The following is a 26,745-nucleotide window of genomic DNA, read 5'->3' as shown; positions in this document are numbered from 1 at the left end:
CGAAGACGCGCACCCCGCACACCCTCACGCCACAGCGGCGATCCGCATCCGGATGTCGTCCGGCGACAACGCCCCCTTGGCCGTCACCTGGTCCCCGGAGGACTCCCCGCGCAGCCGTCGCCCGATCCACGGCACCAGGAACTCCCGCGCCCACTGCACGTCGTCGCGCCGGACCTCCAGCGTGCCGCGCGGCGGCAGCGGCGGCCACGGCTGCTCGGGATCGGCCGGCACGTCGAGACCGAGCACCTGCCCCGCGCGGAGCGCCACACGGGTGTGCCCCTCGGGCGACAGGTGCAGCCGGTCGGCGTCCCAGGCCCGGCGGTCCTGCACACTGCGCAGGGACCACAGGTCGAGCACCGGGCAGCCGTACCGGTCGGCGATGGCCCGCACATGGCCGTTGTACGTGGCGATCTTGCCGCGCAGATGCTTGAGCACGGGCACGCCACGCGTGTCGAACCCGGTCGTCACCATCACCGTCCCGGCCACCGCGGTGAGCCGCGCGAGCGCCCGCTCGAAGCGCTCGGCCACCTCGTCCGGATCGGTGCCGGGCCGGATGATGTCGTTGCCCCCGGCGCAGAACGACACGAGGTCCGGGGCCATCTCGACGGCCCGCGGAACCTGGTCCGCCACGATCTGGTCGAGGAGCTTCCCGCGCACGGCGAGGTTGGTGTACTGGAAGTCGCCTTCGGGCCGGAGGTCGGCGAGCAGGACGGCGAACCGGTCGGCCCAGCCGACGAACGCCCCGTCGGGGCCGGGATCACCGACGCCCTCGGTGAAGCTGTCCCCCACCGCCACGTACGACCCGATCACTGCTCTGCTGTCACTCTTCGAATCGTCTGCCACAGCCGCTCATGATTCACCCTCGAATGTGACCTACGCGACCGTAGGCAAGGGTTGACGGACGGTGAGATAAGCCACTCCTAAAGTGTTCGCCAACTCCGGAATAGGCAGCCCCTCAGGGCTGTTGCAGCGGCCTTGAGGAGCCCGCCGGGTGACGCACACACCGAAGGCCGGACCCGGGGATCGGGGTCCGGCCGACGGTCGCGTGTCAGGCAGGTGGTCGTGCGGTCGGTCAGCCGACGGAGACGCCGTGCGAGCGCAGGAAGGCGACCGGGTCCAGGTCCGAGCCGTAGCCCGGCGCGGTGCGGATCTCGAAGTGCAGGTGCGGTCCGGTGACGTTGCCGGTGGCGCCGGACAGGCCGACCTGCTGCCCGGCGGTCACGGTCTGGCCGGCCGAGACGGAGAGCTGGGACAGGTGGGCGTACTGGGCGTAGTGGCCGTCGTTCAGCTTGATGACGACCTGGTTGCCGTACGCGCCGCCCCAGCCGGCGGAGACGACCGTGCCCGCGCCGACGGCCTTGAGGGAGGTGCCGGTCGGGACGACGAAGTCGACGCCGGTGTGGTAACCGCTGGACCACATGCTGCCGGACATGCGGTACGGGGTGCCGACGGTGGCACCGTCCACCGGGGCGCTGTAGCCGCCGGCGTTGCTCTGCGCGGCCGGCTGGGCAGCGGCCGGCTTGGCGGCCGTCTCCGCCTTGGCGGACGAACCGGCGGACGAGGACTTCTGCGCGGACTTCTCCGCGGACTCCTTCTCCGGCTTCCCGGCCGAGGCCTTCGGCTTGGACGGCGCGGCCGCCTCGGGGGCGCTCGCCGCGGCCTTCTTGCCGAGGGAGAGCTTCAGGCCCGGGTGGATCAGCGACGGGTCGTCGCCGACGGCGTCCCGGTTGTCGGAGTAGAGCTTCTTCCAGCCGCCGCTGACGTTCTGGTCGTCGGCGATCTTCGCGAGATAGTCGCCGGCCCGCACCGTGTAGGTGCGCGCGCCGGTGGCCTTTTCCGCGGCCTTCTTCCCGGCGGCCGGAGCGGACTGGACGGCCTTTTCCGGAGCGGACTGCGGGGTGGCGGCGTGGGCGCCGGCGGCCCCCATGAGGGGAAGGGCGAGAGCGGCTCCACCGGTTCCGGCGACGGCGATGGAGCGGGTGAAACGCTGGGTCTTGGGACGGCGGTGCTTACCCTTCGCGGGCATGGCGAATTCCTCTCCGTCGCCTGCGAGGTGAGCTGTCGGGTGCGGGCTGGAGATGCCCGGCCGCGCCGGGGCGCGGCTTAACCCCAAGCCTGTTCCGGGAACCGGAACAGGCGTCTTACCTGTGGGTCCCCCGCTCCTGCCGTACGTCGGGTCAGTGTGTGCGGGCTCCGGGCGGCGGCAGGATTAGGCGTCCGTCCGGATTGGTGTGGAACGTAAGCGACCGGGACGCGACGGGACAAGCTTGTGGTTGCCCGTGCGGGCGTTTTCCTTGACGCGTCGACGGATTTCCCGTCACCGAGCGTGGATTTCCGATCAATGATTTTCCTCAATTCCCCTGAATAACGCCCTGATTACGTGCACATGGCAACAACGCATCGTCACCGGTATGACGATGGTCACGCACCCCGACCCCATCTCCCCAGCGACCGGGGCACGTTATGGCGAAGCGGCCTAAGCGGCTTATTCGGACAAGAATGACTACTTCCGCTTAAGGTGGACCACCGTGGCATCGAGGTCTCCGCGCAGACCGACCCGCAGCCCGTGGTGCAGCAGGACACCCCCTCGGTGCAGTTCGCCCGTTTCGAGGCATTCGTACGTCGCTGCCGGATCGATGCCGCGCAGCCGGAGCGCCTGCACCGGCTCGCCGTAGCGCTGCGCCTGGAGCCAGGCGAGGACGACGGCCTCGTCGCCGAGGACGTACTGCACGGCGCTCAGTCCGCCGTCCGGAGGTCTGAGCCGGTAGAGGTCGCCGCGCTGCACCACCGGCCGGATCCGCCGGTAGCGCGCCACCCACTCCCGCGCCTCGGTGAGCTCCTCCTGCGTCCACGTCGTGAGGTCGCCGCCCACCCCGAGCACCCCGGCCATGGCGCTCACGAACCGGAACCGCAGGGAACTGGCCCGGTGGTTGAGCATGGCGTTCGGGCTGTCGGTGACCCAGGCGGCCATCACGCGCGCGGGGTGGAGCTGGCTGAAGCCGTGCTGGATGGCGAGCCGGTCGAGCGGGTCGGTGTTGTCGGAGGTCCACACCTGGTCCGTGCGGCTCAGCACACCGAGGTCGATCCGTCCGCCGCCGCCCGAGCAGGACTCGAAGGCCACCCCCGGGTGGGCGGCCCGCAGCCGGTCCAGCAGGTCGTACAGGGCGCGGACGTGGTCGACCCAGAGCCGCTGCGGACAGGGCTCGCCCGGCCAGCCGGCGTCGGTGAAGCAGCGGTTGAAGTCCCACTTGACGTAGTCGATCGGGGCGCTGGAGAGGAGCCCGTCGAGCTGCTCCCACAGGTACTGCCGGACGTCCTGGCGGGCGAGGTTCAGTACGAGCTGATTGCGGAACTCCGTCCGCTTACGTCCCGGTTGGTACTGCACCCAGTCCGGGTGGGCGCGGTACAGGTCGCTGTCCGGGTTCACCATCTCGGGCTCGACCCAGATGCCGAACCGCATGCCGAGGCCGTGCACATGGTCGGCGAGCGGCTTCAGCCCGCCGGGGAAGCGGTCGGGGTTGGGGGTCCAGTCGCCGAGCCCCGCCCGGTCGCTGGTGCGCGTCCCGAACCAGCCGTCGTCGACCACGAACAGCTCCACGCCCAGGGCGGCGGCCCGCTCGGCGAGCGCCCGCTGCTGCTCCTCGGAGATGTCGAACCCGGTGGCCTCCCAGGAGTTGAACAGCACCGGCCGGTCCTGCCCGGCCTCCGGGATCACGTACCGGCGCTGGTAGGCGTGCCACGCGCGGCTCGCCCCGCCGAACCCGCCGTCGCTCCAGAGGCCGGCGAAGACGGGGGTGGTGTACGACTCCCCCGTGCCCAGAGCCAGCAGGCCCGAGTCGTCGTGGCCGGCGCCGCCGGTGATCTGCACGCGCGCGTCCGGGAGCCGGGCGACGGCGATCCGCCAGGAGCCGGACCAGCCCAGGGCGCAGCCGTAGACCTCGCCGTGCTCCTCGGTGGCGTCGGTGTCCAGGGCGACCCAGGGCAGGTGCTGGTGGCCGGTGTGACCGCGGCGGCTGCCGATCACCTTCTCGCCGGGGGTGAGCCGGGAACGCGTCAGCCGGGACTCGGCGCCCCAGCGGCCGTGCAGCTGGGACAGCCGCCAGGCGTCGCGGTCGGGCAGGGTCCAGGTGGCGGAGTCGGCCCGCAGCACCTCGACCCACGGTCCGCTGTTGTCCAGGGTCACCCAGCGCTCGACGACGTCGGTGCCGGGGCGCATCCGGTAGTGGAGGAGGACGGCCAGGCCGCCGTCCGTGAAGCGCAGACGCAGCCCGCCGCCCGCCGTGTCGTGCCCCTCGTAGGCCCACTCGGTGCCGCGCCGCTCGGCGGTGCGCACGGACAGGGCGGGGCGGACGAACCGGGGGCCGCCCTCGACCGGGTACTCCTCGCGGCCGTCGAGCGGGGACTCGAAGGGCCGGTACTCCGGCAGCGGCCGGACGGCGAGGGCCTCGGCGTCGGCCAGGGCGATCCGCGGACCCCAGTGCAGGTGGAGCAGTTCGTCCCGGTCGGTGACATGGACGGCGTAGCTGCTGGCCGGCCCGGAGAGCACCCATGTACGGCCGTCGTCGGAGATGTCCAGCATCGAGCCCCCACAGATTCGAACAAGCCCGACCAGGTGCGACCAAGCAGCAACATCATCGAGCGTGGCGGACGTCCCCGGCAACGCCTGTGGACAACTCAATGCCCCTGGCAGCCATGTCGTATGGTCGAGTGAGCCGTCGACGAGCCGAGCCGGCGGCGCCGATGGGGAGGAGCCCTCGTGACACAGCAGGTCCCGTCGACCGAGCCCGAGCTGGCCGGAGTGCGCAACTTCCGCGACGTGGGCGGACTGCCGACCGTGGACGGGCGGCGGGTGCGGCAGGGCGTGCTGTTCCGCAGCGGCCACCTGGCCCACGCGACCGGTGAGGACGCCGCCTTCCTCGCCACGCTCGGGCTGCACACGGTCTTCGACTTCCGCAACGCCGCCGACCAGAAGCTCGAGGGCCCGGACGTCGAGCTGCCGGGCGTGCGCAACGTGAACCTGCCGCTGAGCGACCCGGCCGACGGCGCCGAGTTCTGGAAGATGGTCCGCGACGGCGACCTGGAGCAGCTGCGCTCGATCCTGGCGGACGGCAAGGGCGCGGACCGGATGATCGCCTCGTACCGCATGATCATCAGGGACCGCACCGCGGAGCACTCCCAGGTGCTGCACGCGCTCACGCAGGACAGCGTGCCCGCGCTGATGCACTGCGCGGCGGGCAAGGACCGCGCGGGCCTGTCCGTCGCGGTGACGCTGCTCGCCCTCGGCGTCGAGCGGGACGCCATCGTCGAGGACTACCTGAAGTCAAACGCCAAGCACCGCCGTTACAAGGTGCACCGCAGCAGCTCGCATGCCTCGGCGTACTCCCCGGAGGTCATGGAGCTGCTCAGCCCGCTGTTCGACGCGCGCGCGGAGTACCTGACGGCCGCCTTCGACACCATCGAGGAGACCTGGGGCGGTGTCGACCCCTATCTGGAGAAGGGGCTCAGGCTGACCCCGCAGACCCGGGAGCGGCTGCGCGAGCGGCTCCTCGACTGAGCCCCCGGCGGGCGGCTACTTGGCGCCCACCTCGAACAGCAGGTAGATGAACGCGGCGAAGACGTGCCCCAGGATGAGGTAGACCAGCAGCCGCACCCACAGGGCGCGGGGAAACTTCTCCTCCATGTCGCTCATGACGCGTCTCCGGGGGTCGGGCCCAGGCACAGGGCGGCCGTGGGGCTCTGCAGCAGGGTGTGGACGAAGAGCAGGTCGACGCCGTCGTGGTCCTCGGCGGCGATGCGGTGCGGGGTGAGCGAGTCGAAGTGGGCGCTGTCGCCGGCCGCCAGCCGGTGCGTGGTGTCCCCCAGCCGCAGCCGCAGCCGGCCGCGCAGCACGTGCAGCCACTCCTCACCGGGGTGGACGCGCACGATGTCACCCTGGGAGCCGTAGGGGACGTGGACCCGCAGGGCCTGCATCCCGCGGCCGGAGGCGCCGGCCTGCCAGTACGTCCAGCCGCCCGCCGCGGTAGGTTCCATGTCGGCCGCGCGTACGACGGCGTCCCGGCCGGCGACGGTCTCACCGAGCAGCTCGGAGACCGTCGTACCGTAGACGCGGGCGAGCGTGAGCAGCATCGGCAGCGAGGGCTGGCGCTGCCCGGTCTCCAGACGGGAGAGGTGGGCGGGCGACAGCCCGGCGGCGCGGGCCGCGGCCTCCAGGGTCAGGGAGGCCTGGCGCCGCAGGGCCCGCAGCTGCGGCGCGACCGCCGGCAGCGCGCCTGCGGGGTCGGCCGGCGAGTCGGCCCCGGAGGGCCGCTCGGTCTCGGGGGAGCTCATGGCTCCATTCAGCCGAAATCTTGCCTCAGCGGCAAATTTTTTGCCTCTCAGGCAAAACCGCCGTCAGCGGTTGGCGACCGCCTGCCTGACCAGCGTCTTGCCGAAGTCCCACATCAGCCCGCCGTCGTGCGCGTCGTCCATCACGGCGGTGAACGCCTCGACGAACCGGTCCACTTCTCGCTCCCCGATGATCAGCGGCGGGATCAGCTTGATCACCTCCAGGTGGTCGCCGGAGACCTGGGTGAGGATCCGGTGCCGCTGCAGCAGCGGCACGACCACCATCTGCGCGAACAGTCCCTTGCGCGCGGCCTGCAGCATGGCCCACCGGCTGCGCAGCTTCAGCGACTTCGGCCGGCCGAACTCGATGCCGATCATCAGGCCCCGGCCGCGGACGTCGGCGAGCATCTCGTACCGGTCCGTCAGCGCCGCGAGCCGGGACCTGAGCCGCTCCCCGGTGGCCCGGACGCCTGCGACGATCTGCTCGTTCTCCATCACCGACAGCACCGCCAGGCCCGCCGCCATGGCCTGCGCGTTGGCGCCGAAGCTGGCGGAGTGGACCAGGACCCGGTCCATGGACGAGTAGACCTTCTTGAAGATCCAGTCCTTGCCGATCGTCGCGCCCACCGGCACGTAGCCGCCCGAGAGCGCCTTGGCCACGCACACCAGGTCGGGTTCCACGCCGTCCTCGTGCTGGTAGCCGTAGAAGTCGCCGGTGCGCCCGAGGCCCGTCTGCACCTCGTCGGCGATGAGCAGCGCCTTGTGCCGGTGCAGCAGCTCCTGGGCGGCGCGCAGATAGCCGGGCGGGGCCTGCAGCACGCCCTTGCCCTGGATGGGCTCGACGATCAGGGCGGCGACGTCGCCCTTCTTCAGTTCCCTCGCCAGCGCGTCGAGGTCGCCGAGCGGCACGGCCGTGTCGGGCAGCAGCGGGGCGAAGCCGTCACGGAAGGCGGACTCGCCGTTGACGGAGAGGGAGCCGGTGGTCAGGCCGTGGAAGGAGTGCGCGCAGTACAGGACCCTGGGACGGCCGGTGGCGAACCGGGCGAACTTCAGGGCGCCCTCGACGGCCTCGGTGCCGCTGTTGCCGAAGAAGACCCGGTCCAGGTGGGGACTGTGCGCCAGCAGTTTCTCCGCCAGCAGCCCGGGCAGCGGCTGGCAGTCGAACCGGGTGAGGTCGGCGAGCTGCGCGTCCAGGACGTCGTGCAGCGCCTTGCGGACCACGGGGTGGTGGCGGCCGAGCCCCATCACCCCGAACCCGGCGAGCATGTCCAGGTAGTCGTTGCCGTCCGCGTCGTAGAAGTAGGCGCCCTCGGCGCGCTCGTAGACCTTGTCGAAGCCGATGGTGTGCAGCATGCGCGGGAGCTGGTGGTTGAGGTACCGGGTGTGCAGCTCGTAGCGCTCGGCTCCGCGTTCGGCCAGCAGCTTGCCGAGGTCGAACTCCCCGGCCTGCGACGACTCCGGCGCGGACTCGGCGGTTGTCATTCCTGTGACTCCTTGGACAGCTCTTCCTTGACGGTCAGGCTCGCGCTGATCCGCCCGGCGATCTCGACCGGCGTCAGGCCGATGTCGGCGAGCACCTCACCGCGCTTGGCGTGCGCGAGGAACTGCTCGGGGATGCCGAACCGCCGTACGGGCACGTCGACCTCGGCGTCGCCGAGGGCCAGCGCCACGGCCGAGCCGACCCCGGCGGCCCGGCTGTTGTCCTCGACGACGGCGACCATGCGGTGTGCGGCGGCGAGGCCCGGCAGTGCCGGGTCGACCGGCTTGACCCAGCGGGGGTCGACGACGGTGCAGCCGATGCCGCGGGCTTCGAGCAGCTCGGCGGCCTGGAGGCAGACGGGCGCCATCACGCCCACGGCCACCAGCAGCACCCGGGGTTCGGGGGCGCGGTGCAGTACGTCCAGTCCGCCCACACGGTCGACGGCGGGGATCTCCGGCCCCACCGACTCCTTCGGGAAGCGCACCAGCGTCGGCGCGTCGTCGACGGCGACCGCCTCGCGCAGCTGGGCGCGCAGCTGGTCCGCGTCGCGCGGCGCGGCGATGCGCAGACCGGGGACGACCTGCAGCACGGACATGTCCCACATGCCGTTGTGGGAGGCCCCGTCGACGCCGGTGACGCCGGCCCGGTCCAGGACGAAGGTCACCCCGCAGCGGTGCAGCGCCACGTCCATCAGGAGCTGGTCGAAGGCCCGGTTGAGGAAGGTGGCGTAGACGGCGACGACGGGGTGCAGGCCGCCCGTCGCCAGCCCGGCCGCGGAGACGGCCGCGTGCTGCTCGGCGATCCCTACGTCCCACACCCGGTCCGGGAACCGCTCGGCGAAGGCGCCGAGCCCCACCGGGTGCAGCATGGCGGCGGTTATCGCCACCACGTCCTCGCGCTCCTCGCCGATCCGGACGATCTCCTCCCCGAACACGGACGTCCAGGACGGCCCGCCCGCGGGCGCAAGGGGTGCGCAGGTCAGCGGGTCCATCACGCCGACGGTGTGGAAGTGGTCCTCCTCGTGCGCGAGGGCGGGCTCGTAGCCGCGGCCCTTCTCCGTGAGGCAGTGCACGAGGACCGGCCCGTGGAAGCGTTTGGCGCGCCGCAGCGCGGACTCCACGGCCCCGATGTCGTGACCGTCGATCGGCCCGACGTACTTCAGCCCCAGGTCCTCGAAGAGGCCCTGCGGCGCGAACGCGTCCTTGAAGCCCTTCTTCGCGCCGTGCAGGGCCTCGTAGAGGGGGGTGCCGACCAGCGGGGTGGCCTGGAGCACGTCCTTGCCCCAGGCGAGGAACCGTTCGTAGCCGTCGGTGGTGCGCAGCGTGGCGAGGTGGTTGGCGAGGCCGCCGATGGTCGGGGCGTAGGAGCGTTCGTTGTCGTTGACGACGATGATCAGCGGGCGGTCCTTGGCGGCCGCGATGTTGTTCAGGGCCTCCCAGGCCATGCCGCCGGTGAGGGCGCCGTCGCCGATGACCGCGACGACGTGCCCCTCCTCGCCCCTGACCCGGCGGGCCTTGGCGAGCCCGTCGGCCCAGCCGAGTGCGGTGGAGGCGTGGCTGTTCTCGATGACGTCGTGCTCGGACTCCTCGCGCGAGGGGTAGCCGGACAGGCCGCCCTTGCCGCGCAGCTTGGAGAAGTCCTGGCGGCCCGTCAGCAGTTTGTGGACGTAGCTCTGGTGGCCGGTGTCCCACAGGATGCGGTCGGCCGGCGACTCGAAGACCCGGTGCAGGGCGACGGTCAGCTCCACCACGCCCAGGTTGGGTCCCAGATGGCCGCCGGTCCTGGCGACCGCGTGCACCAGGAACTCCCTGATCTCCCCGGACAGTTCCCTCAGTTCGGCCTCGGACAGCGCCTTCAGGTCGTGTGGTCCCCGGATGTTCTCCAGCATCGTCACGCTCGGGCCCCCTTCGGATTCCGTGCTGCTCAGCTCACGGTGACGGCCGGCTCCCCCGACCCCGCGCCGTCCTGCTCCATCTGCTCGGCGATCCTCATCGCCTCTTCGATCAGCGTCTCGACGATCTTGGACTCGGGGACGGTCCTGACGACCTCGCCCTTGACGAAGATCTGCCCCTTGCCGTTGCCGGAGGCCACTCCGAGATCGGCCTCCCGCGCCTCGCCGGGCCCGTTCACCACACACCCCATGACGGCGACCCGCAGCGGCACCTGCATGCCGTCGAGCCCGGCCGTGACCTCCTCGGCCAGCTTGTAGACGTCGACCTGGGCGCGCCCGCAGGACGGGCACGACACGATCTCCAGCCGCCGCTCCTTGAGCCCCAGGGACTGGAGGATCTGGATGCCGACCTTGACCTCCTCGGCCGGCGGCGCGGACAGCGACACCCGGATCGTGTCGCCGATGCCCCGCGACAGCAGCGCCCCGAACGCCACCGCCGACTTGATCGTGCCCTGGAAGGCCGGCCCCGCCTCCGTGACGCCCAGGTGCAGCGGGTAGTCGCACCTTTCGGCCAGCTGCCCGTACGCCTCGATCATCACGACCGGGTCGTTGTGCTTGACGGAGATCTTGAGGTCGCGGAAGTCGTGCTCCTCGAACAGCGAGGCCTCCCACAGGGCGCTCTCCACGAGCGCCTCGGGGGTGGCCCTGCCGTACTTCCGCAGCAGCCTGCGGTCCAGCGACCCGGCGTTGACACCGATCCTGATCGGGGTGCCGTGGTCCTTCGCCTCCCGGGCGATCTCCTTGACCCGGTCGTCGAACTGCTTGATGTTGCCCGGGTTGACGCGCACGGCCGCGCAGCCCGCCTCGATGGCCGCGAAGACGTACTTGGGCTGGAAGTGGATGTCGGCGATCACCGGGATCTGCGACTTGCGGGCGATGGTCGCCAGCGCGTCCGCGTCGTCCTGCGTGGGGCAGGCGACCCGGACGATCTGGCAGCCGGACGCGGTGAGCTCGGCGATCTGCTGCAGCGTGGCGCCGACGTCCGAGGTGCGGGTCGTCGTCATGGACTGCACCGACACCGGGGCCCCGCCCCCGACCGGCACCGTACCGACCTGGATCCGGCGCGAGGCGCGCCGCTCGGCCACCGGCCGCGGGGGCACCTCCGGGACTCCCAGCCCGACGGCGGTCATGCCCTCACTCCCGGTTCCCGGAGACCGTCTCGCGCATGGCGCGCAGCGACTCCTTCAGCGATCCCATGGTCGCGAGGACGGCGGTGGGCTCGTAGCCGCAGTGCGCCATGCAGTTGGCGCAGCGCGGGTCCTTGCCGCGTCCGTACTTGTCCCAGTCGGTCTCCTCGACCAGCTCCCGGTACGTCGGCACGTACCCGTCGCTCATCAGGTAGCAGGGGCGCTGCCAGCCGAAGAGCGAGTAGTTCGGGATCGCCCACGCCGTGCACGGGAAGTCGACCTTGCCCTCCAGGAAGTCCAGGAAGAGCGGGGAGTGGTTGAGCCGCCAGCGCCGCCGGTTGCCGCCCGCGAAGGCCTTCTTGAACAGTTCCCGGGTCTGCTCCACGCCGAGGAAGTGCTCCTGGTCGGGTGCCTTCTCGTAGGCGTAGGCGGGCGAGATCATCATCTCGTCGACCTGGAGGTCGTCGTTGAGGAAGTTCAGCACCTCGATGATGGTCTGCGGGGTGTCGGTGTTGAAGAAGGTCGAGTTGGTGGTCACCCGGAAGCCGCGCCGCTTGGCCTCCTTGATCGCCTCCACCGCCTCGTCGAAGACGCCTTCCTTGGCCACGGACTCGTCGTGCCGCTCGCGCAGGCCGTCGATGTGCACCGCGAAGGCGAAGTAGGGCGAGGGCGTGAACTTGTCCATCTTCTTGCGCAGCAGCATGGCGTTGGTGCAGAGGAAGACGTACTTCCGCTTGGCCACGAGCTGACGCACGATCTCGTCGATCTGCGGGTGCATCAGCGGCTCGCCGCCGGCGATGGACACCATCGGGGCGCCGGACTCCATGACCGCCCCCACGGCCTGGGCGACCGGCATCCGCTGCTTGAGCACCCCGGCCGGATGCTGGATCTTGCCGCAGCCCTCGCACTTGAGGTTGCAGGCGAACAGCGGCTCCAGCTCGACGATCAGGGGGAACTTGTCCCGCCGCCGGAGCTTCTGTTCAGCCAAGTACGTAGCGACCTTGATGGACTGTCGGAGCGGCATGGCCATCTGGCTCACCTCCTGGGGAGCAGCAAGGAACGGTGCCATTCGAAGAAAGCGGGAAGGACCGAACGAAGAACACGGAAAGCTGATATTCCACCGCGCACCGTGCCGATCCGGACGAGTTCATGTTCAGGAGCGTCCACGACCACCCGGACGGCCGCAACCGGGCGCTCGCCCGCGCGCACGGCGCTCAGGAGCGTGGCGGCCGACTCCATGTCGGTGGCGATCGCGCCGGTCGCGAGCAGATCGGCCCGCTCGGGGCCGCGCACCACGTGATCGGAGCCGGTCAGCGGCCCGGTATGCACGGTCCGCCCGGGTACCGTCCGCCCCAGCTCCTCGACCAGCAGCTCCGTCCCGACGCAGGGGGTCGTGGAGCGCGGGTCGCGGGTCTCCTCGGCGACGACCAGGTCGCCCGGGTGCATCCCGGGCGCCAGGCCGGCGCAGAAGCCGGTGGCCAGCACGGCGGCGCCGCGCAGGGCCGGATCGGCCAGCACCCGGGTGACGGCCCGCTCGGCCGCCGCCGGTCCCATGCCGGTGCGCAGCACGGTGACGGGACCTCCGGCGCCGCCCCGTCCGCCCGCGCGCAGGGCGAACTGCTCGATGCCGAGCGCGCAGGCGATCAGCAGCGGGGCCGGGGCGGGCTGCGCGCTCATCAGCTCCCCTCGAGCCGGTCGGCGAAGGGCTCGCCGTGCAGGTACCGGCCGAGCGCCGTGAGCGGGAAGACCTGGCGGTAGAGGTGGTAGTTGATCGAGAAGTCCCAGGGGAAGCCGGTCCCCGTGAAGTACGGCTCGTCCCAGGAGCCGTCCTCCCGCTGGGTGGCGGCCAGCCATGCGACGCCGCGTTCGACGGCCCTGGAGTTCCGCTCCCCCGCCGCGAGCAGCGCCATCAGCGCCCACGCCGTCTGGGAGGCGGTCGAGGCGCCCCTGCCGCTCCACCGCCTCGCGTCCCGGTAGGAGCGCAGGTCCTCGCCCCAGCCGCCATCGTCGTTCTGGACCGACTCCAGCCAGGCCACCGCCCGCCGGATCGCCGGGTGGGCGGCGGGGATGCCGGCGGCGACCAGCGCCGGGACCACGGACCCGGTGCCGTAGACGTAGTTGACGCCCCAGCGTCCGAACCAGCTGCCGTCCGGCTCCTGTTCGGCCAGCAGCCACTCGATGCCGCGCCGCGTGCGCGGGTCGTGGGCGAGGCCCTCCACGGCGAGCATCTCGACGACGTGCGCGGTGACGTCCGCGGAGGGCGGGTCGATGACCTCGCCGAAGTCGCAGAAGGGCAGCCGGTTCGGGAAGGGGCTGGTGTTGTCGACGTCGAAGGCGGCCCACGCGCCGTTCCTGGACTGCATGCCGAGCGTCCAGCGCATGCCGCGCCCGATGGCCCGGTCGACCCGCTCGGGGTCGTGGTGGGCGATCCGGCGCAGCGCGAGGATCACCTCGGCGGTGTCGTCGATGTCGGGGTAGTTGTCGTTGTGGAACTCGAACGCCCAGCCTCCGGGCGGCAGTTGGGGCCGCCGCACCGACCAGTCGCCGGGCCGGACGATCTCCTCGCCCAGCATCCAGTCGGCCGCCTTCACCAACTGCGGGTGATCGGCGGGCAGTCCGGCGTCCACGAGCGCGATCGCGGCCAGGCACGTGTCCCACACGGGCGACTGGCAGGCCTCGATCATGCGGGCCCCGTCCTCGCGCCAGACGGCGAACCGGTCCAGGGACGCCAGTCCCTCCCGCATCACCGGGTGCTGAAGGTCGTAGCCGAGCAGGTGGAGGGCGATGATCGAGTACACCGCCGGGGGCTGGATGCCGCCCCAGCAGCCGTCGTTCTCCTGCCGTTCGACGATCCAGCGGGCGGCGCTGTTCATCGCGGCCCTGCGGAGCCTGCGCGGGGCCACCTTCCGCAGGGCGTGCAGGCACTTGTCCATCCGCTGGAAGGCCCCGTCCCAGCTCAGCGGCGGTGCCAGAGGCCTGGCCGGGTTCGGGTGGGCCGGGTCGGTGTGCAACTCGTCGAGCGGGAAGGGCGCGGGGCGGACCGGGCGCTTCGCGGAGACGATCGTCAGCGGGACGATGGTCTGCCGGGCCCAGCAGCCGAAGTCGTAGATGTTGAGCGGCACCCAGGACGGGAAGAAGATGAGCTCCGGCGGGAGTTCGGGCAGGTCCTCCCACTTCCACCAGCCGAACAGGGCCAGCCAGATGCGGGTGAAGACCCGGGCGGCGGCGATGCCGCCCTGTGCGCGGACCCACTCGGCGGCCTTCGCCATGTGCGGGGCGTCGGGCGGGTCCCCCGCGAGACGCAGGGCGACGTAGGCCTCGACGGTGGCGGACAGGTCGCCGGGGCCGCCGTGGAAGGTGGCCCAGGTGCCGTCCTCGCGCTGCTCGCCGCGGATGAAGAGCGCGGCGGCCTGCGTGGTCCTGTCGTCGCGGATGCCGAGGAACTGACGGAGCAGCAGGTCCTCGGCGTCCATCGTGACGTTGGTCTCGAGGTCGCCCTTCCACCAGCCCTCGGTGTCCTGGAGGGAGAGCAGGAAGTCGGTGGCGCGCCGGACGGCGCGGGCGGCGGTTTCGGTTGCCCCGGCCGCCCCGGGGGTCTCGGTGTCGCTGGCCGCGGCGGCGCGGGGCGGCAGAGTGGCCCCGGTGCTTCCGTCGGTCGTCGCTGTCATGGCTTCCCCTTCGTGCAGTGGTGCAAGGTGTGCAGCTGCTGTGGGTCCGCCGTCGGCCGGTGCTCCGTGCTGGCTCGGGGCACCGGCCGGCGACTACGCGAGGGTTATTCGGCCGATAGTGATCATCTCTTCCGTACGACGACGAAGTCCGCGAGCGCCGTGAACTGTGCCCGCACCCGGTCGGGCATGTCCACGGTGTCGAGGGCCTCGATGGCGATGGTGTGCTGACGGCGTGCCTCCTCGGCGGTCCATTCGCGGCCGCCGGCCTCCTCGATCAGGGCGGCGCGGGCCGCGAACTCCTCCTCCGAGAAGTTCTCGAAGTCGCTGGCCTTGGCGTCGGCGGCGAGGATCTCCCCGAGCCGCTGCGAGGCGGAGCCGCCGGCCGCGAGGGCGGCGACGACCGGCAGGGACTTCTTGCGCTGGCGCAGGTCGCTCCAGGTCTGCTTGCCGGTGGAGACCGGGTCGCCCCAGATGCCGAGCAGGTCGTCGACGGCCTGGAAGGCGAGGCCCAGGTGGTAGCCGTACTTCTCCAGCGTGTCGGCGGTGCGGTCGTCGGCGCCGCCGAGGACGGCGCCGATGGAGCTGGCGCAGGCGAGCAGGGCGCCGGTCTTGTTGCCCTCCATCTCCAGGCACTCCTCGACGCTGACGCGGTCGCGGTGCTCGTAGGAGATGTCCTGGGCCTGGCCGTCGATCAGGGCGCGGGTGGCGGTGGTCAGGCGGCGGGTGGCGCGGCCGGCCGCGACGGTGCCGAGTTCGAGGAGGACCTCGTTGGCGAGGGCGAACAGGGCGTCGCCGACCAGGATGGCCTGGGCGGGACCGTGCACCTTCCAGACCGTGTCGCGGTGGCGGCGCTGCTCGTCGCCGTCCATGAGGTCGTCGTGGAGGAGGGAGAAGTTGTGGACGAGTTCCACGGCGACGGCGCCGGGGATGCCGGTCTCGGGGGCGGCGGACACGACCTCGGCGGACAGCACCGCGAGGGCGGGGCGCACGGCCTTGCCGCCGTCGCCCTCGGCGGGCCTGCCCTGCGCGTCGATCCAGCCGAAGTGGTAGGCGGCGACCGTGTCCATGGGAGGCGCCAGGCGGTCGACGGCCGCCCGCAGCACCGGAGTGGCCAGGGTCCGGCCGCGCTCCAGCAGCGCGGTCACGTCCACCGCCTCGGCAGTCCTCGAGGCCGGGGGCACAGTGGGCACAGTCTCTCCTCTTGTTGCGGTACCGGGGGTGCGGGGGCCGCCCGCCGCGCCGGCCCGGGCGGGCATCACGCCGCCTCCTCGAGCTCGAAGAGGTGGCGGGGACGGGGCCGGCCCAGGGCGGCCAGCACGGCGTCCGCCGCGCTCACACCACTGCGGACCGCACTCTCCATGGTCGCGGGCCACCCGGTGGCGGTCCACGCTCCGGCCAGGCAGAGGCCGGATGCCTTGGTGCGGGCGCCGGGCCTGAGGCGCCCGACGCCGGGGGCGGGAGCGAACGTCGCGGTGCGCTCCCGGGTGACGAAGAAGTCCCTCACCTCGGCGCCCCGGGCGAGCGGCAGCAGCCGCTCCAGCTCCGGCAGGTACCGCTCGCGCAGCACGGCCACGGGCGCGTCGATGTCGTCCTGGGCCGCCGACTGGGACACGGCCAGGTACTGGCCCGAGCCGAGCCCGGACGCCTCGGTCCGGTCGAACACCCACTGCACCGGGGTGCCGAGGGCGGTGAGGAAGGGCCGGGCGAGGACCTTGCGGTCGTAGACCACGTGGACGTTGAGGATGGGCGCGGTGCCGATCCGCAGCAGCCGCTCGGGCTCGTCGAGGGCGCCCTCGGGCAGCAGGTCGTACGCCTCGCGCTGCGGTACGGCGAGGACGACGGCGTCCGCGTCGAGCGTCTCGCCGGGCACCTCGACGCGCCACCCGCCGGCCGCGTTCCGGGAGACGGCGGTGACGCGGGTACGGACCTCGGTGCGGACGCCCGCGGAGTCGAGGGCCTTGCGGGCCAGCCCGTCGTGCAGGTCGCCCAGCGGGACGCGCGCCCAGCCGATGTCGGCCGCGCCCGGGTCGGACAGCAGGCCGGTCTTGAACACCATCGCGGCCAGGCCCAGGGAGGCGTCGGAGGCGACCGCGTTGAGGGTGGCGACGCCGACGAGGTCCCACAGGGCCTCGACCGCGCGCGGCGACTGGCCGTGCGCGGCCAGCCAGCTGCCGAAGTCCTGCGCGTCCAGCGCCGGGTCGGCGAGGTCGAGCCGCTTGAGCGCGAGGGCGGCCCGGCCCACCCGGGCGCGGTCGGCGAGCGACAGGTGCGGATAGCCGGCGAGGCCGCGGCCCAGGTGCAGGGGCACGGGCAGCGCGTCGCGCCGCAGCCTGCCGAGCCGCCGCCCCGCGGGCCGCGCGAGGTCCACGACGGGCACGTCGAGCCGGTCCTGCAGCGGGGCCAGGGCCGCGCCCTCGATGCGGTCGAGGAACCAGCGGTAGGCGGTGCAGCAACGCAGGTACACGTGCTGGCCGTTGTCGACGGTGAGGTCGCCGCGCCGGAACGAGAAGGCCAGGCCGCCGAGCCTGGGCCGGCCCTCCAGCAGCGTGACGCGCACGCCGGCGTCGGCGAGCGCGAGCGCGGCGGTGACGCCGGCGAGCCCGCCGCCCACCACGACGGTGTGCCGTCCCTGCGCGACCGGTCCGTGGGACCGCGTGCCGTGGGTCATCACGCACCCTCCCCTGCGCGGCGGCCGTGCTGCCCGCAGCGTGCGCGGCCGGCCGTCTCCGTCAGGGACGCGGGTCCCGGCCGGACGGTTGCCCGCCGCTTTCCGCCGACGGGGGTGACCTCGCCGGTCATGGGCGCCTCCTGACGGACCGCCGGGTCACGTGCCGGGCGTCCAGGCCGGACAGTCCGCGCACGGCGACGTACGCCTTCTCCCGGCCGGGCAGCGAGACCCGGCCGCGCAGCACGGCCTCCGGGTCGCGCTCGATGCGGTCCAGGAGGCGGCGGTAGATGCCGGCCATGGCGGCGACGCAGGCGCCGCTGCGCCGGTCGAGCATGGGCAGCAGCCGGTAGCCCTCGGCGAACAGGGCGCGGGCCCGCCGCACTTCGAAGTGCACGAGGCCCGCGAAGTCGGAGCCCTCGGGTGGTCTCGGCCCGCTGAAGCCCGCCGAGCAGCCGAACTTGGCGAGGTCGTCGGCGGGCAGGTACGTGCGCCCGCCCTCGGCGTCCTCGCGGACGTCTCTCAGGATGTTGGTGAGCTGGAGCGCGAGGCCGAGCGTGTCGGCGTACTCGGGCGCGCGCTCCACTCCACGCGCCCCCGGTTCCGTGCCGAAGACACCGAGCGAGAGGCGCCCGATGGCTCCCGCCACACAGCGGCAGTAGACCTTCAGGTCGTCCCAGGTCTCGTAGGTCTCACCGCGGACGTCCATCCGGACCCCGTCGATGAGCTCGTCCAGCCCGCCCAGCGGGATGGGGAAGTGCCCGGCGGCATGCGTGAGCGCGACGGCCACCGGGTCGGTGTCGTCCTCGTCGACGCGGCCCTCGCGGATCCGGGTGAGCAGCGCCCGGGTCTCCTCAAGCCGGGCGACCTTGACGTCGTCGGCGAGCGCTCCGTCGCCGATGTCGTCGACCCGCCGCGAGAACGCGTACAGCGCCGACATCGCCCGGCGCTGGGCCGTCGGCAGCAGGCGGATGCCGTAGGCGAAGTTACGGGCCTGCCGCCCGGTGACGGCCTCACAGTAGCTGTAGGCGGCGAGTACCGGCGGGGACGCGTGTGGTTCCGACTCCACGGTCCGGATCACCCCTCTCCTCGCAGGGTCACGCCCACCTCACGCAGCAGCTGGAGCTTGCCGGGCTTGGGCGGGCCGGGAAGTACGTCGTGGTCGGCGGCGGCGACGGCGCGCAGGGCCGCCCTTCCCCCCGCCACGAATCCCGCGAGCAGCAGCTTCAGTCTGCCGTGGACGCTACCCACCAGGGGGGCGCCTTCATCCAGCAGGTCCCGGGCCCTTTGCGCCTCGTACGCGATCAGGGCACGGACCGGCGCTGCGGCGGTGCTCATGGCGAGGTCCGCCTCCTGGACGTGGAAGCGCTTCATGTCGGCGGCGGGCAGGTACACCCGGTCCCGGCCGAGGTCCTCGGCGACGTCCTGGAGGTGCTCGACGATCTGCAGGGCGGTGCAGATCAGGTCGGAGCGGCGGATCCGCTCCGGGGTCGAGGTGCCGGTGACGGCGAGGACGAGACGGCCCACGGGGTTGGCGGACAGCTCGCAGTAGGCGAGCAGGTCGTCGTAGGTCTCGTACCGGCTGACCAGCTGGTCCTGGCGGTTGGCGGCGATCAGGCCGAGGAACGGCTCGGGGGTCAGCCGGCGGCGGCGGACGGTCGGCTGGAGGCGGCGCAGCAGCGGGTGGCGGGGCGTGCCGTCGAAGACCCGGCGCAGGTCGGCCTCGAAGGCGTCGAGCAGGACCAGCCGGTCGCCGGCCTCCTGCGGGGTGACACCGAGCAGCCGGGCGTCGGCGCCGCCGGGGGCGAGGTCGCCGTCGCCGATGTCGTCGACGAGGCGGGCGAAGCCGTAGACGGCCCTGAGGTCGGTGCGCCAGGCCCGGGGCAGGAAGAAGGGGGCCACCGGGAAGTTCTCGCCGGCGGCCTTGTCGAGGGTGCCGCGCTCCGGGTCGAGGGCGCGGGCCGTGCCGGTTCCCGTCACCGCCGGCTGCCCGGCCCGGGGACGGCACGTGCTGCGTGGAGCTGGGGAGTTTCCGTAGCCATCGCCGTCACATCTCCCGTTCTACACTGCCGACCCAATACGCACTATTTCGGACACGCCGCCCGGCCGCCCGCACGGCGACCCGACAAGCGGTGTCGCGCATTATCGCCCTGATTGCCGTGTTTCGGGACCGGTACAGCTTACGTTGTACAACGCATCGGGGATCGCCTGGGTGTCCCGCACATCACGAGAACACACCGATTGGCCCCAAGCTTCCTGGAAACGGCCGGAGTTGACGTTTCCTTTGCAGACGCGGGGCCCCGCCGGAACAGTTCCGCCGGGGCCCGGGCCGAGCCGGCCTACTTGTTGGTGAACTTCTCGTACTCCTTGAGCACCTCGTCGGTGGGGCCGTCCATGCGCAGCTCGCCGCGCTCCAGCCACAGCACCCGGTTGCAGGTGTCGCGGATGGACTTGTTGTTGTGGCTGACCAGGAACACCGTGCCGGCTTCCTTGCGCAGCTCCCTGATGCGGTCCTCGGAGCGCTTCTGGAACTTCCGGTCGCCGGTGGCCAGCGCCTCGTCGATCATCAGGACGTCGTGGTCCTTGGCCGCGGCGATGGAGAACCGGAGCCGGGCCGCCATGCCCGAGGAGTAGGTGCGCATGGGCAGGGTGATGAAGTCGCCCTTCTCGTTGATGCCGGAGAAGTCGACGATGTCCTGGTAGCGCTCCTTGATCTCCTCGCGGGACATGCCCATGGCGAGGCCGCCCAATATGACGTTGCGTTCGCCGGTGAGGTCGTTCATCAGGGCCGCGTTGACGCCGAGGAGCGAGGGCTGGCCATCGGTGTAGACCTTGCCCCGCTCGGCGGGCAGCAGGCCGGCGATGGCGCGCAGCAGGGTCGACTTGCCCGAGCCGTTGGAGCCGATCAGGCCGATGGCCTCGCCCCGGTAGGCGACGAAGGAGACCCCGCGCACGGCGTGCACCGTGCGCACCCCGCGCGCGGCGTCGTCGGAGCCGCGCTTCAGGATGCGGCTGAGGGCGGCGGTGGCGCTGCCCTTGCCGGTCTTGGCGCCGTTGACGCGGTAGACGATGTGCAGCTCGTCCGCGATGACGGTGGGGATCCGCGCGTCCTGCTTCTGCTCAGCCACGGCCGTACCTCTCCTCCGCCTTCCAGAAGTACACGAAGCCGCCAAGGGCGAAGAGCACGGCCCAGCCGCCGGCGACCGCCCAGACGTGGTCGGGCAGGTACTGCGAGCCGTAGTCGTCGATGAGGGCGAAGCGCATCAGGTCCATGTAGATCGCGGCCGGGTTCCACTGCAGGACGTTGGCGATCCAGGAGGGCTTGTCCTCAAGGAAGATCGGGATGGAGAACATCACGCCGGACGCGTACATCCAGGTCCGCATCACGAACGGCATCAGCTGCGCGAGGTCGGGGGTCTTGGCGCCCGCCCGGGCCATGATCAGCGCCAGGCCGGTGTTGAAGCAGAACTGCAGGACCAGCACCGGCACGATCAGCACCCAGGACAGGTCCGGGTAGTGGCCGAAGCCGATGGCGACGGCGAACAGCACGATCATCGAGAACAGCAGCTGCTGCAGCTGCTGCAGCGCGAAGGAGACCGGCAGGGCGGCGCGCGGGAAGTGCAGGGCCCGCACCAGGCCGAGGTTGCCGGAGATCGCGCGCACGCCCGCCATCACCGAGCTCTGCGTGAAGGTGAACACGAACACGCCCGTGACCAGGAACGGGATGTACACCTCGCGGGACATGCCCCGGTCGGCCTCCAGGAGCAGGCCGAAGATGAAGAAGTACACGGCCGCGTTGAGCAGCGGCGTGGCCACCTGCCACAGCTGGCCGAGCTTGGCCTGGCTGTACTGCGCGGTCAGCTTCGCCTGGGAGAAGGCGAGGATGAAGTGCCGCCGTCCCCAGAGCTGACGGACGTACTCGATGAGGGACGGCCGGGCGCCGCTCACGCTCAGCCCGTGCTGTTCGGCGAGCTCCCTCGCCGTGAGGCCCTCGTCGGGCGCCGCGGGCGCGCTCACCGCGACCGTGGCGTCGTGCGTTGTCTCACTCACTAGTGGAAACTTTCGTCTTCGAGATGCGCGGCCTGTGCGGGCCTGGCATGAGCCGGGGGCCAGGGTACGGCCCCTCCGGTACTCCCGGATTCTCGCGGTACGAGCTTGTCAGATGACGGGGGGCCGGCCCAGTCGGGTCAGCCGCCACACCGTACGCCACTTCATGGGCCTGCGGGGTCCGCAGGAGGTGGCCCAGCCCTCGCGGAATCCGCCGAACCAGGCCCGCAGCGCGTGGCGGGAGGGGCGGCGCAGGAGGGTGAGCAGCAGCCACACGCCGAGGTAGACGGGGACGAGGGGCGCGGGGAGGTTGCGGCGGGCCAGCCAGACGCGGTTGCGGGCGACCATGCGGTGGTAGACCGCGTGCCGCGAAGGGGCGGTCGTCGGGTGGTGGAGCACCATGTCCGACCGGTAGTCGATCATCCAGCCGGCGTCGAGGGCCCGCCAGGCCAGGTCGGTCTCCTCGTGGGCGTAGAAGAACGCGTCGGGCAGGGGGCCGACGTCGGCGAAGACGCGGGTGCGGACGGCGTTGGCGCCGCCCAGGAAGGTGGTGACGCGGGAGGAGCGCATCGGGTCGGCGGCGCGCAGCCGGGGGACGTGGCGGCGCTGGGTGACGCCGGTCTCGGGGTCGGCTATGCGGAAGCTGATGATGCCGAGCTTCGGGTCGGCCTCGAACGCCTCGCGGCACAGCTCGGCGGTGTCGTGCCCGGCGAGCAGCCCGTCGTCGTCCAGGAAGAGCAGGATGTCGACGTCCCGGCCGGACGGGCCGAAGGCCTCGATGCCGACGTTGCGGCCGCCGGGGATGCCGAGGTTCTCGGGCAGCTCGATCGTGCGGACGCCCTCGGGGACGTCCGGGACGGGCGAGCCGTTGCCGACGACGACCACCTCGACCGGGTCGCCGTCCTGCTTGGCGACCGAGTCGAGCAGGGCGCGCAGCTCGTCGGGGCGGTTGCCCATCGTGATGATGACGGCACCGACCTTCATGCCGCTCACTTCAGCCTGCTCGAAGCCAGGATGGACACCAGGTGCAGCAGCGTCTGCACCAGGGCGATGCCGGCCAGCACCGCCACGCCGAGCCGGGAGAAGAACAGGTCGCCGCGGGCCTGGTCGACGATCGCGAGGACCAGGATCAGCAGGGACGCCTCGATGCCGAGGATGAGACGGTGGAACTTCAGGAAGGCGGCGGCCTTGCGGGCCAGCGCCATGCCGGAGGAGCGCATCTCGGCGGCGGCCTCCTTGACCGGCGGCTTGCCGGCCTGGTGGCGGGCGACGCCGACGAGGTCGGTCTCGGCCTTGATCAGGATGGCGCCGAGGGCGGCCAGGGTGCCGAGGAAGGCCCACAGCCAGTCGATGCGGCCGGTGCCCCACAGATCGGCGGCGCGCAGACCGAAGCCGGTGAGCACCGCGGCGTCGGTGAGGTAGGCGCCGACGCGGTCGAGGTAGACGCCGTTGAGCGAGTACTGCTTCTTCCAGCGCGCGATCTCGCCGTCGACGCAGTCCAGCAGCAGGTACATCTGGACGCACACCACGCCGAGGACGGCGCCCGGGATCCCCGGCACGAGCAGTGCCGGGGCCGCGAGCACACCGAAGACGGTCATCAGGTACGTGAGCTGGTTGGGCGTGACCCTGGTGTTGACCAGGTAGCGGTCGACCCGCAGGGACACCTCGCGCATGTAGAGGCGTCCCATCCAGTGCTCACCGCTGCGCCGGTCCTTCACCCCTGCGGGGTGAACGACGGGGCGTAGTTCAGCTACCGATGGCCTTGACATAGTCGGTGTAGGTGTCCTTGATCTGTTCGGTGTTCAGGTCGAGGTGTTCGAGGATGGTGTAACGGCCGGGGCGGGTCTCGGGGGCGAACTCGACGGCCTTGACGAACTCGTCCGTCGTGAAGCCGATCTCGTCCGGCAGCACCGGCAGACCGTGGCGGCGCAGGACCTCCGCCATGTACGCCGACTCCTCGTGCGCTCCACGCAGCCACATCGCGAAGGCCGCGCCGAGACCGCACTGCTCGCCGTGGGCGGCGGCCCGCTTCGGGTAGAGCAGGTCGAAGGCGTGGTTGATCTCGTGGCACGCCCCGGAGGACGGCCGCGAGTCGCCCGACACCGACATGGCGATGCCGCTGAGGACGAGCGCCTCGGCGAGCACCTGGAGGAAGCCGTTGTCGCCGATGCCGCCCGGCTGCCGCAGGACGGCTTCGCCGGCCTGGCGGGCCATCGCCGCGGCGAGGCCGTCGATCCGCTCGCCCTTGACGCGGTTGGCCAGCTCCCAGTCGGCGATCGCCGAGATGTTGGAGACGGCGTCACCGATGCCGGCGCGGACGTAACGGACCGGGGCCTCACGGATGACGTCCAGGTCGATGACGACCGCGATCGGGTTCGGCACGCCGTAGGAGCCGCGGCCCGCGTCGTTGTCGAGGGTGGCGACCGGCGAGCACAGACCGTCGTGCGCCAGGTTCGTCGGCACGGCGACCAGGGGCAGGCCGACGCGTGCCGCGGCGAACTTGGCGCAGTCGATGATCTTGCCGCCGCCGAGGCCGACGACGGCGTCGTAGTGGCCGGCCTTTATGTCGCTCGCCAGCCGGACCGCGTCGTCGAGGGTGCCGCCGCCGACCTCGTACCAGGTGGCGCCGGGCATGCTCGGCGAGATGCGCTCGCGCAGCTTGGCGCCCGAGCCGCCGCTGACGGCGACGGCGAGGCGGCCGGAGTGCGAGATGCGCTCGTCGGCGAGGACGCAGGCCAGGTCGTCGAGGGCACCCGGGCGGATGTCGACGACGAGCGGCGAGGGGATCAGCCGGGTCAGTACTGGCATGCGATCTCCCGTCCACGGGCGAGATCGTCGTGGTTGTCGATCTCGACCCAGCTGACGTCGCCGATGGGCGCCACGTCGATGCGGAAGCCGCGGTTGACCAGCTCCTGGTAGCCGTGCTCGTAGAACTGCTGCGGGTCGGTCTCCCAGACCGCCTTGAGCGCGTCGGCGAGCTCGGGGGCCGCGTCGCCCTCGATGAGGGTGACGCCGATGTACTCGCCGGTGGCCTCGGCGGGGTCCATCAGCTTGGTGATCTTCGTCATGCCCCGGGCGGGGTCGACGACGACCTTCATCTCCTCGTCGGCCAGGTCCTTGACCGTGTCGAGGGCCAGGATGATCTTCTTGCCGTCGCCGCGGGCGGCGAGCAGCGTCTTCTCGACGGAGACCGGGTGGACGGTGTCGCCGTTGGCGAGAATCACGCCGTCCTTGAGGGCGTCACGCCCGCACCACAGGGAGTAGGCGTTGTTCCACTCCTCGGCCTTGTCGTTGTCGATGAGGGTGAGCTTGAGGCCGTACTTCGCCTCCAGCGCCTCCTTGCGCGCGTAGACGGCCTCCTTGCGGTAGCCGACGATGATCGCGGCTTCGGTGAGGCCGACCTCGGCGAAGTTGGCGAGGGTCAGGTCGAGAACCGTGGGTTCGCCCTCTATGCCCGCAGGACCCACCGGCACCAGCGCCTTGGGAAGGCTGTCGGTGTAGGGGCGCAGACGCCGTCCGGCGCCGGCCGCCAGCACGAGGCCGATCATGCGGGTTCTCCTTCATCGTGTACGGCGGGCGCGCCACCCTGGTGGGCGGCGACCCAGAAGCGGATGCTCTCGACGAGCACCACCAGGGCCACGGCCACGGCGAGGACCGTGAGCGCGACCGTGAACTGCGAGGCGGTGAGCAGCGCGGCGAGGACGGTGACGAGCAGCGTCCGGCCCTCGTGCCCCCCGATGGAACGCACCAGCCAGGAGGGGGGCGCTCCGGCGTTGCCGCGGATGCGGTACACCGTGTCGTAGTGATGGTAGGCGACCGCGGACACCAGCCCGAAAGCCGCAGGAAGGGCCCCGTTCACGTCCGCCCGGGCCGCCAGGACCAGGACCGTGCCGTACTCGGCGGCGCGCAGGAACGGGGGCACGAGCCAGTCGAGGGCGCCCTTGAGGGGGCGGGCGACGGCGAGGCCCGAGGTCAGCGCGTGGACGAGTGCGGCGACGACCGGCCAGGGCCCGCCGAAGCCGGTCAGCGCGCAGGTGAGGACGACGGCGAGACCGCCGAGAAGGGCGACGGCGGGTGCCGTGAAGCCCGGCAGCGAGCGCGCGGGCTTGCGGAGCGCCGCGGCGAGGCCCTGGGCGAGCGGGCCGCTGTCCGCGAGGTCCGCCAGGGCGACCGCCGCGCGGTCGGTGCGCCGGGCCTTGCGGGTCAGCGAGCGCAGGACGCGGCCCGCCGTCGTGTACGTCGCGGCGAAGGCGCAGCCGATGAGCAGCGCGTAGAAGGTGATGCGGGGCGTCGTGGCGGCCGTGAGGACCGCGATCATCGCCCAGCGCTCGCCGATGGGCAGGACGATCATGCGGCGCAGCCAGACCGTCCAGCCGACGCTGTCGAGCCGGTCGGAGAGGGCGGCGGTGGGGCTGGTGTTGGCGGTGGCGTCGTGGTTGGCCTCGTTGAAGGAGAAGTCCACGACGTGCCGGCAGGTCTGCAGGACCATCGCGCCGAGCGCCAGGGCCCACACGTCGTCGCCGCCGCGGGCGGCGCCGAGGGCGAGGCCGGCGTAGTAGGCGTACTCCTTGGCCCGGTCGAAGGTGGCGTCCAGCCAGGCGCCGAGCGTGGAGTACTGCAGGGAGTAGCGGGCGAGCTGGCCGTCGGTGCAGTCCAGCACGAAGGACGCGATCAGCAGGACGCCGGCCGCGACGAAGCCGCCGCGGGTGCCGGTGGCGGCGCAGGCCGCCGCTATGAGGGCGGTGAGCAGCGAGGCGGTGGTGACCTGGTTCGGGGTGAGGCCCCGGCGGGCGCACCAGCGGGCGAGGTAGCGGGAGTACGGGCTGATGCAGAAGGTGGTGAAGAAGCCGTCGCGGGCCTTCACGGCCGACTTCAGGCGGACGGCCTCGTCGTCGACGTCCGCCACCGCCTGCCGGGCCTCGTTGCGGGCCTGCGGGTCGGCCGGGACGGCGGCGACCAGGGTGCCCAGTTCGGGGCGGTGCACATCGGTGCCGTCGGCGTCCAGGGCGCCCAGGACGCGGTCGGCGAGGCTGTCGACCAGGGTGGTGCCGCCGCCCGCGGAGTTCTCCCGGGCCATGGCCCGGGTGAGCGCCTGGCGTCCGGCCGGGCGGGCGGTGACCGCGCCGGGGATCGCGGCGAGCGGGAAGCGGGGGTCGGTGAGACCGAGGCGCAGCGCGTGCACGTGTCCGACGAAGCGGGCGTCGACCAGGGCGACCCGCTGGTCGCCGGGCACCTCGGCGAGCAGCGTCTCGGCCTCGGCGGCGTCGGCCGCGACCCGGACGTCGAACCCGAGGGACCGCAGGTCGCCCTCGATCGACGATCCGGGGACCGGCTGACCGGTGAGGATGGCGGTCGACAACCGAATTCACTCCCTGGTCCCGGCGCGTCCGCGCCGGTGATGTGCATGATGGGGGCGCCCGCACCGGTGGCTCCCGGGCGGCTGTCGGCAGAGGCTATCGGATGCCGGGAAGGGCGCGTTCACC

General features: G+C 72.0%; 24 protein-coding genes and 1 riboswitch. Of the genes, 1 reads left to right on the top strand and 23 read right to left on the bottom strand.

The features are described from left to right. Positions 1 to 24 precede the first annotated feature (24 nt). The 3 genes from ACPXCS_RS01270 to ACPXCS_RS01260 form a co-directional block, all read right to left on the bottom strand. Positions 25 to 810: an SGNH/GDSL hydrolase family protein gene (locus ACPXCS_RS01270; protein WP_425946115.1), complete on the bottom strand. Its 786-nt coding sequence runs from the start codon at positions 808 to 810 to the stop codon at positions 25 to 27. 262 nt (positions 811 to 1,072) lie between these two features. Continuing rightward, positions 1,073 to 2,026 carry a M23 family metallopeptidase gene (locus tag ACPXCS_RS01265; protein ID WP_425946011.1) on the bottom strand — a complete coding sequence of 318 codons (954 nt, stop codon included), beginning with the start codon at positions 2,024 to 2,026 and terminating at the stop codon, positions 1,073 to 1,075. 4 nt (positions 2,027 to 2,030) lie between these two features. Further along, a riboswitch (cyclic di-AMP (ydaO/yuaA leader) is annotated at positions 2,031 to 2,186 on the bottom strand. Positions 2,187 to 2,503: 317 nt separating this feature from the next. After that, positions 2,504 to 4,579: an alpha-galactosidase gene (locus ACPXCS_RS01260; RefSeq protein WP_425946010.1), complete on the bottom strand. Its 2,076-nt coding sequence runs from the start codon at positions 4,577 to 4,579 to the stop codon at positions 2,504 to 2,506. A 177-nt stretch (positions 4,580 to 4,756) separates the two neighbouring features. Between ACPXCS_RS01260 and ACPXCS_RS01255 the strand changes: the two genes are divergently transcribed. Beyond that, positions 4,757 to 5,554, top strand: coding sequence for a tyrosine-protein phosphatase (locus ACPXCS_RS01255; RefSeq protein WP_425946009.1), 798 nt, complete (start codon positions 4,757 to 4,759; stop codon positions 5,552 to 5,554). A 15-nt stretch (positions 5,555 to 5,569) separates the two neighbouring features. On the opposite strand, the gene ACPXCS_RS01250 is transcribed toward ACPXCS_RS01255, so the two are convergent. The 20 genes from ACPXCS_RS01250 to ACPXCS_RS01155 all read right to left on the bottom strand — a co-directional run bounded on the left by ACPXCS_RS01250 (position 5,570) and on the right by ACPXCS_RS01155 (position 26,621). Next, complete coding sequence (locus tag ACPXCS_RS01250; protein ID WP_425946008.1) at positions 5,570 to 5,689, bottom strand: DUF6126 family protein; 120 nt, start codon at positions 5,687 to 5,689, stop codon at positions 5,570 to 5,572. Further along, the gene (locus ACPXCS_RS01245; RefSeq protein WP_425946007.1) at positions 5,686 to 6,327 is read right to left on the bottom strand and encodes a helix-turn-helix domain-containing protein; all 642 of its coding nucleotides are present in this window, start codon (positions 6,325 to 6,327) and stop codon (positions 5,686 to 5,688) included. The genes ACPXCS_RS01250 and ACPXCS_RS01245 overlap by 4 nt, the downstream gene beginning before the upstream one ends. 63 nt (positions 6,328 to 6,390) lie before the next feature. Further along, complete coding sequence (locus ACPXCS_RS01240) at positions 6,391 to 7,806, bottom strand: aspartate aminotransferase family protein (RefSeq protein ID WP_425946006.1); 1,416 nt, start codon at positions 7,804 to 7,806, stop codon at positions 6,391 to 6,393. Further along, the gene (gene dxs, locus ACPXCS_RS01235) at positions 7,803 to 9,698 is read right to left on the bottom strand and encodes a 1-deoxy-D-xylulose-5-phosphate synthase (protein ID WP_425946005.1); all 1,896 of its coding nucleotides are present in this window, start codon (positions 9,696 to 9,698) and stop codon (positions 7,803 to 7,805) included. The genes ACPXCS_RS01240 and dxs overlap by 4 nt, the downstream gene beginning before the upstream one ends. A gap of 29 nt (positions 9,699 to 9,727) precedes the next feature. Beyond that, positions 9,728 to 10,885 carry a flavodoxin-dependent (E)-4-hydroxy-3-methylbut-2-enyl-diphosphate synthase gene (gene ispG / locus ACPXCS_RS01230; RefSeq protein ID WP_425946004.1) on the bottom strand — a complete coding sequence of 386 codons (1,158 nt, stop codon included), beginning with the start codon at positions 10,883 to 10,885 and terminating at the stop codon, positions 9,728 to 9,730. Between the two features lie 4 nt (positions 10,886 to 10,889). Then, on the bottom strand, positions 10,890 to 11,912 hold the full coding sequence (gene hpnH / locus ACPXCS_RS01225) for an adenosyl-hopene transferase HpnH (protein ID WP_425946003.1): 1,023 nt from the start codon (positions 11,910 to 11,912) through the stop codon (positions 10,890 to 10,892). A 5-nt stretch (positions 11,913 to 11,917) separates the two neighbouring features. After that, the gene (locus ACPXCS_RS01220) at positions 11,918 to 12,559 is read right to left on the bottom strand and encodes a 1-hydroxy-2-methyl-2-butenyl 4-diphosphate reductase (protein ID WP_425946002.1); all 642 of its coding nucleotides are present in this window, start codon (positions 12,557 to 12,559) and stop codon (positions 11,918 to 11,920) included. Continuing rightward, entirely contained in the window at positions 12,559 to 14,550 is a 1,992-nt protein-coding gene (shc, locus tag ACPXCS_RS01215; protein WP_425946001.1) for a squalene--hopene cyclase, read from the bottom strand. The genes ACPXCS_RS01220 and shc overlap by 1 nt, the downstream gene beginning before the upstream one ends. 122 nt (positions 14,551 to 14,672) lie before the next feature. Further along, positions 14,673 to 15,806 (bottom strand): polyprenyl synthetase family protein, encoded by a 1,134-nt coding sequence (locus ACPXCS_RS01210; protein ID WP_425946000.1) that lies wholly within the window; start codon positions 15,804 to 15,806, stop codon positions 14,673 to 14,675. Beyond that, positions 15,806 to 17,218 (bottom strand): hydroxysqualene dehydroxylase HpnE, encoded by a 1,413-nt coding sequence (gene hpnE / locus ACPXCS_RS01205; RefSeq protein ID WP_425945999.1) that lies wholly within the window; start codon positions 17,216 to 17,218, stop codon positions 15,806 to 15,808. Before hpnE ends, ACPXCS_RS01210 begins: the two co-directional genes overlap by 1 nt. Next, entirely contained in the window at positions 17,218 to 17,349 is a 132-nt protein-coding gene (locus tag ACPXCS_RS01200; RefSeq protein WP_425945998.1) for a DUF6380 family protein, read from the bottom strand. The genes hpnE and ACPXCS_RS01200 overlap by 1 nt, the downstream gene beginning before the upstream one ends. Continuing rightward, a complete protein-coding gene (gene hpnD, locus ACPXCS_RS01195; protein WP_425945997.1) occupies positions 17,346 to 18,296 on the bottom strand; it encodes a presqualene diphosphate synthase HpnD in 951 nt (316 codons plus the stop codon). Before hpnD ends, ACPXCS_RS01200 begins: the two co-directional genes overlap by 4 nt. Continuing rightward, positions 18,293 to 19,195, bottom strand: a complete 903-nt coding sequence (gene hpnC / locus ACPXCS_RS01190) for a squalene synthase HpnC (protein WP_425945996.1) — start codon at positions 19,193 to 19,195, stop codon at positions 18,293 to 18,295. The genes hpnD and hpnC overlap by 4 nt, the downstream gene beginning before the upstream one ends. Positions 19,196 to 19,554: 359 nt before the next feature. Then, positions 19,555 to 20,343, bottom strand: coding sequence for an ABC transporter ATP-binding protein (locus ACPXCS_RS01185; RefSeq protein WP_425945995.1), 789 nt, complete (start codon positions 20,341 to 20,343; stop codon positions 19,555 to 19,557). Next, a complete protein-coding gene (locus ACPXCS_RS01180) occupies positions 20,336 to 21,265 on the bottom strand; it encodes an ABC transporter permease (RefSeq protein WP_425945994.1) in 930 nt (309 codons plus the stop codon). The genes ACPXCS_RS01185 and ACPXCS_RS01180 overlap by 8 nt, the downstream gene beginning before the upstream one ends. A gap of 108 nt (positions 21,266 to 21,373) precedes the next feature. Then, positions 21,374 to 22,246, bottom strand: a complete 873-nt coding sequence (locus ACPXCS_RS01175) for a glycosyltransferase family 2 protein (protein WP_425946114.1) — start codon at positions 22,244 to 22,246, stop codon at positions 21,374 to 21,376. A 5-nt stretch (positions 22,247 to 22,251) separates the two neighbouring features. Further along, positions 22,252 to 23,031 (bottom strand): CDP-alcohol phosphatidyltransferase family protein, encoded by a 780-nt coding sequence (locus ACPXCS_RS01170; protein WP_365095410.1) that lies wholly within the window; start codon positions 23,029 to 23,031, stop codon positions 22,252 to 22,254. Continuing rightward, positions 23,009 to 24,070 (bottom strand): iron-containing alcohol dehydrogenase family protein, encoded by a 1,062-nt coding sequence (locus tag ACPXCS_RS01165; RefSeq protein WP_425945993.1) that lies wholly within the window; start codon positions 24,068 to 24,070, stop codon positions 23,009 to 23,011. Before ACPXCS_RS01165 ends, ACPXCS_RS01170 begins: the two co-directional genes overlap by 23 nt. Next, positions 24,058 to 24,810: a sugar phosphate nucleotidyltransferase gene (locus tag ACPXCS_RS01160; protein WP_425945992.1), complete on the bottom strand. Its 753-nt coding sequence runs from the start codon at positions 24,808 to 24,810 to the stop codon at positions 24,058 to 24,060. The genes ACPXCS_RS01165 and ACPXCS_RS01160 overlap by 13 nt, the downstream gene beginning before the upstream one ends. Beyond that, a complete protein-coding gene (locus tag ACPXCS_RS01155) occupies positions 24,807 to 26,621 on the bottom strand; it encodes a DUF5941 domain-containing protein (RefSeq protein ID WP_425945991.1) in 1,815 nt (604 codons plus the stop codon). The genes ACPXCS_RS01160 and ACPXCS_RS01155 overlap by 4 nt, the downstream gene beginning before the upstream one ends. Positions 26,622 to 26,745: the final 124 nt, after the last annotated feature.

The sequence above is a fragment of the Streptomyces sp. DT190 genome, from assembly GCF_049846985.1.
GTDB lineage: Bacteria > Actinomycetota > Actinomycetes > Streptomycetales > Streptomycetaceae > Streptomyces.
Note: the sequence above shows the minus strand (reverse complement) of the source record. Positions and strands in the feature narration are given on the sequence as shown.

Coding starts and splice junctions, on each gene's coding strand:
- ACPXCS_RS01265 (WP_425946011.1), bottom strand. CDS start 2,026: ATGCCCGCGAAGGGTAAGCACCGCCGTCCCAAGACCCAGCGTTTCACC.
- ACPXCS_RS01260 (WP_425946010.1), bottom strand. CDS start 4,579: ATGCTGGACATCTCCGACGACGGCCGTACATGGGTGCTCTCCGGGCCG.
- ACPXCS_RS01250 (WP_425946008.1), bottom strand. CDS start 5,689: ATGAGCGACATGGAGGAGAAGTTTCCCCGCGCCCTGTGGGTGCGGCTG.
- ACPXCS_RS01245 (WP_425946007.1), bottom strand. CDS start 6,327: ATGAGCTCCCCCGAGACCGAGCGGCCCTCCGGGGCCGACTCGCCGGCC.
- ACPXCS_RS01240 (WP_425946006.1), bottom strand. CDS start 7,806: ATGACAACCGCCGAGTCCGCGCCGGAGTCGTCGCAGGCCGGGGAGTTC.
- ispG (WP_425946004.1), bottom strand. CDS start 10,885: ATGACCGCCGTCGGGCTGGGAGTCCCGGAGGTGCCCCCGCGGCCGGTG.
- hpnH (WP_425946003.1), bottom strand. CDS start 11,912: ATGGCCATGCCGCTCCGACAGTCCATCAAGGTCGCTACGTACTTGGCT.
- ACPXCS_RS01220 (WP_425946002.1), bottom strand. CDS start 12,559: ATGAGCGCGCAGCCCGCCCCGGCCCCGCTGCTGATCGCCTGCGCGCTC.
- shc (WP_425946001.1), bottom strand. CDS start 14,550: ATGACAGCGACGACCGACGGAAGCACCGGGGCCACTCTGCCGCCCCGC.
- ACPXCS_RS01210 (WP_425946000.1), bottom strand. CDS start 15,806: ATGCCCGCCCGGGCCGGCGCGGCGGGCGGCCCCCGCACCCCCGGTACC.
- hpnE (WP_425945999.1), bottom strand. CDS start 17,218: ATGACCCACGGCACGCGGTCCCACGGACCGGTCGCGCAGGGACGGCAC.
- ACPXCS_RS01200 (WP_425945998.1), bottom strand. CDS start 17,349: ATGACCGGCGAGGTCACCCCCGTCGGCGGAAAGCGGCGGGCAACCGTC.
- ACPXCS_RS01175 (WP_425946114.1), bottom strand. CDS start 22,246: ATGAAGGTCGGTGCCGTCATCATCACGATGGGCAACCGCCCCGACGAG.
- ACPXCS_RS01170 (WP_365095410.1), bottom strand. CDS start 23,031: ATGTCAAGGCCATCGGTAGCTGAACTACGCCCCGTCGTTCACCCCGCA.
- ACPXCS_RS01165 (WP_425945993.1), bottom strand. CDS start 24,070: ATGCCAGTACTGACCCGGCTGATCCCCTCGCCGCTCGTCGTCGACATC.
- ACPXCS_RS01160 (WP_425945992.1), bottom strand. CDS start 24,810: ATGATCGGCCTCGTGCTGGCGGCCGGCGCCGGACGGCGTCTGCGCCCC.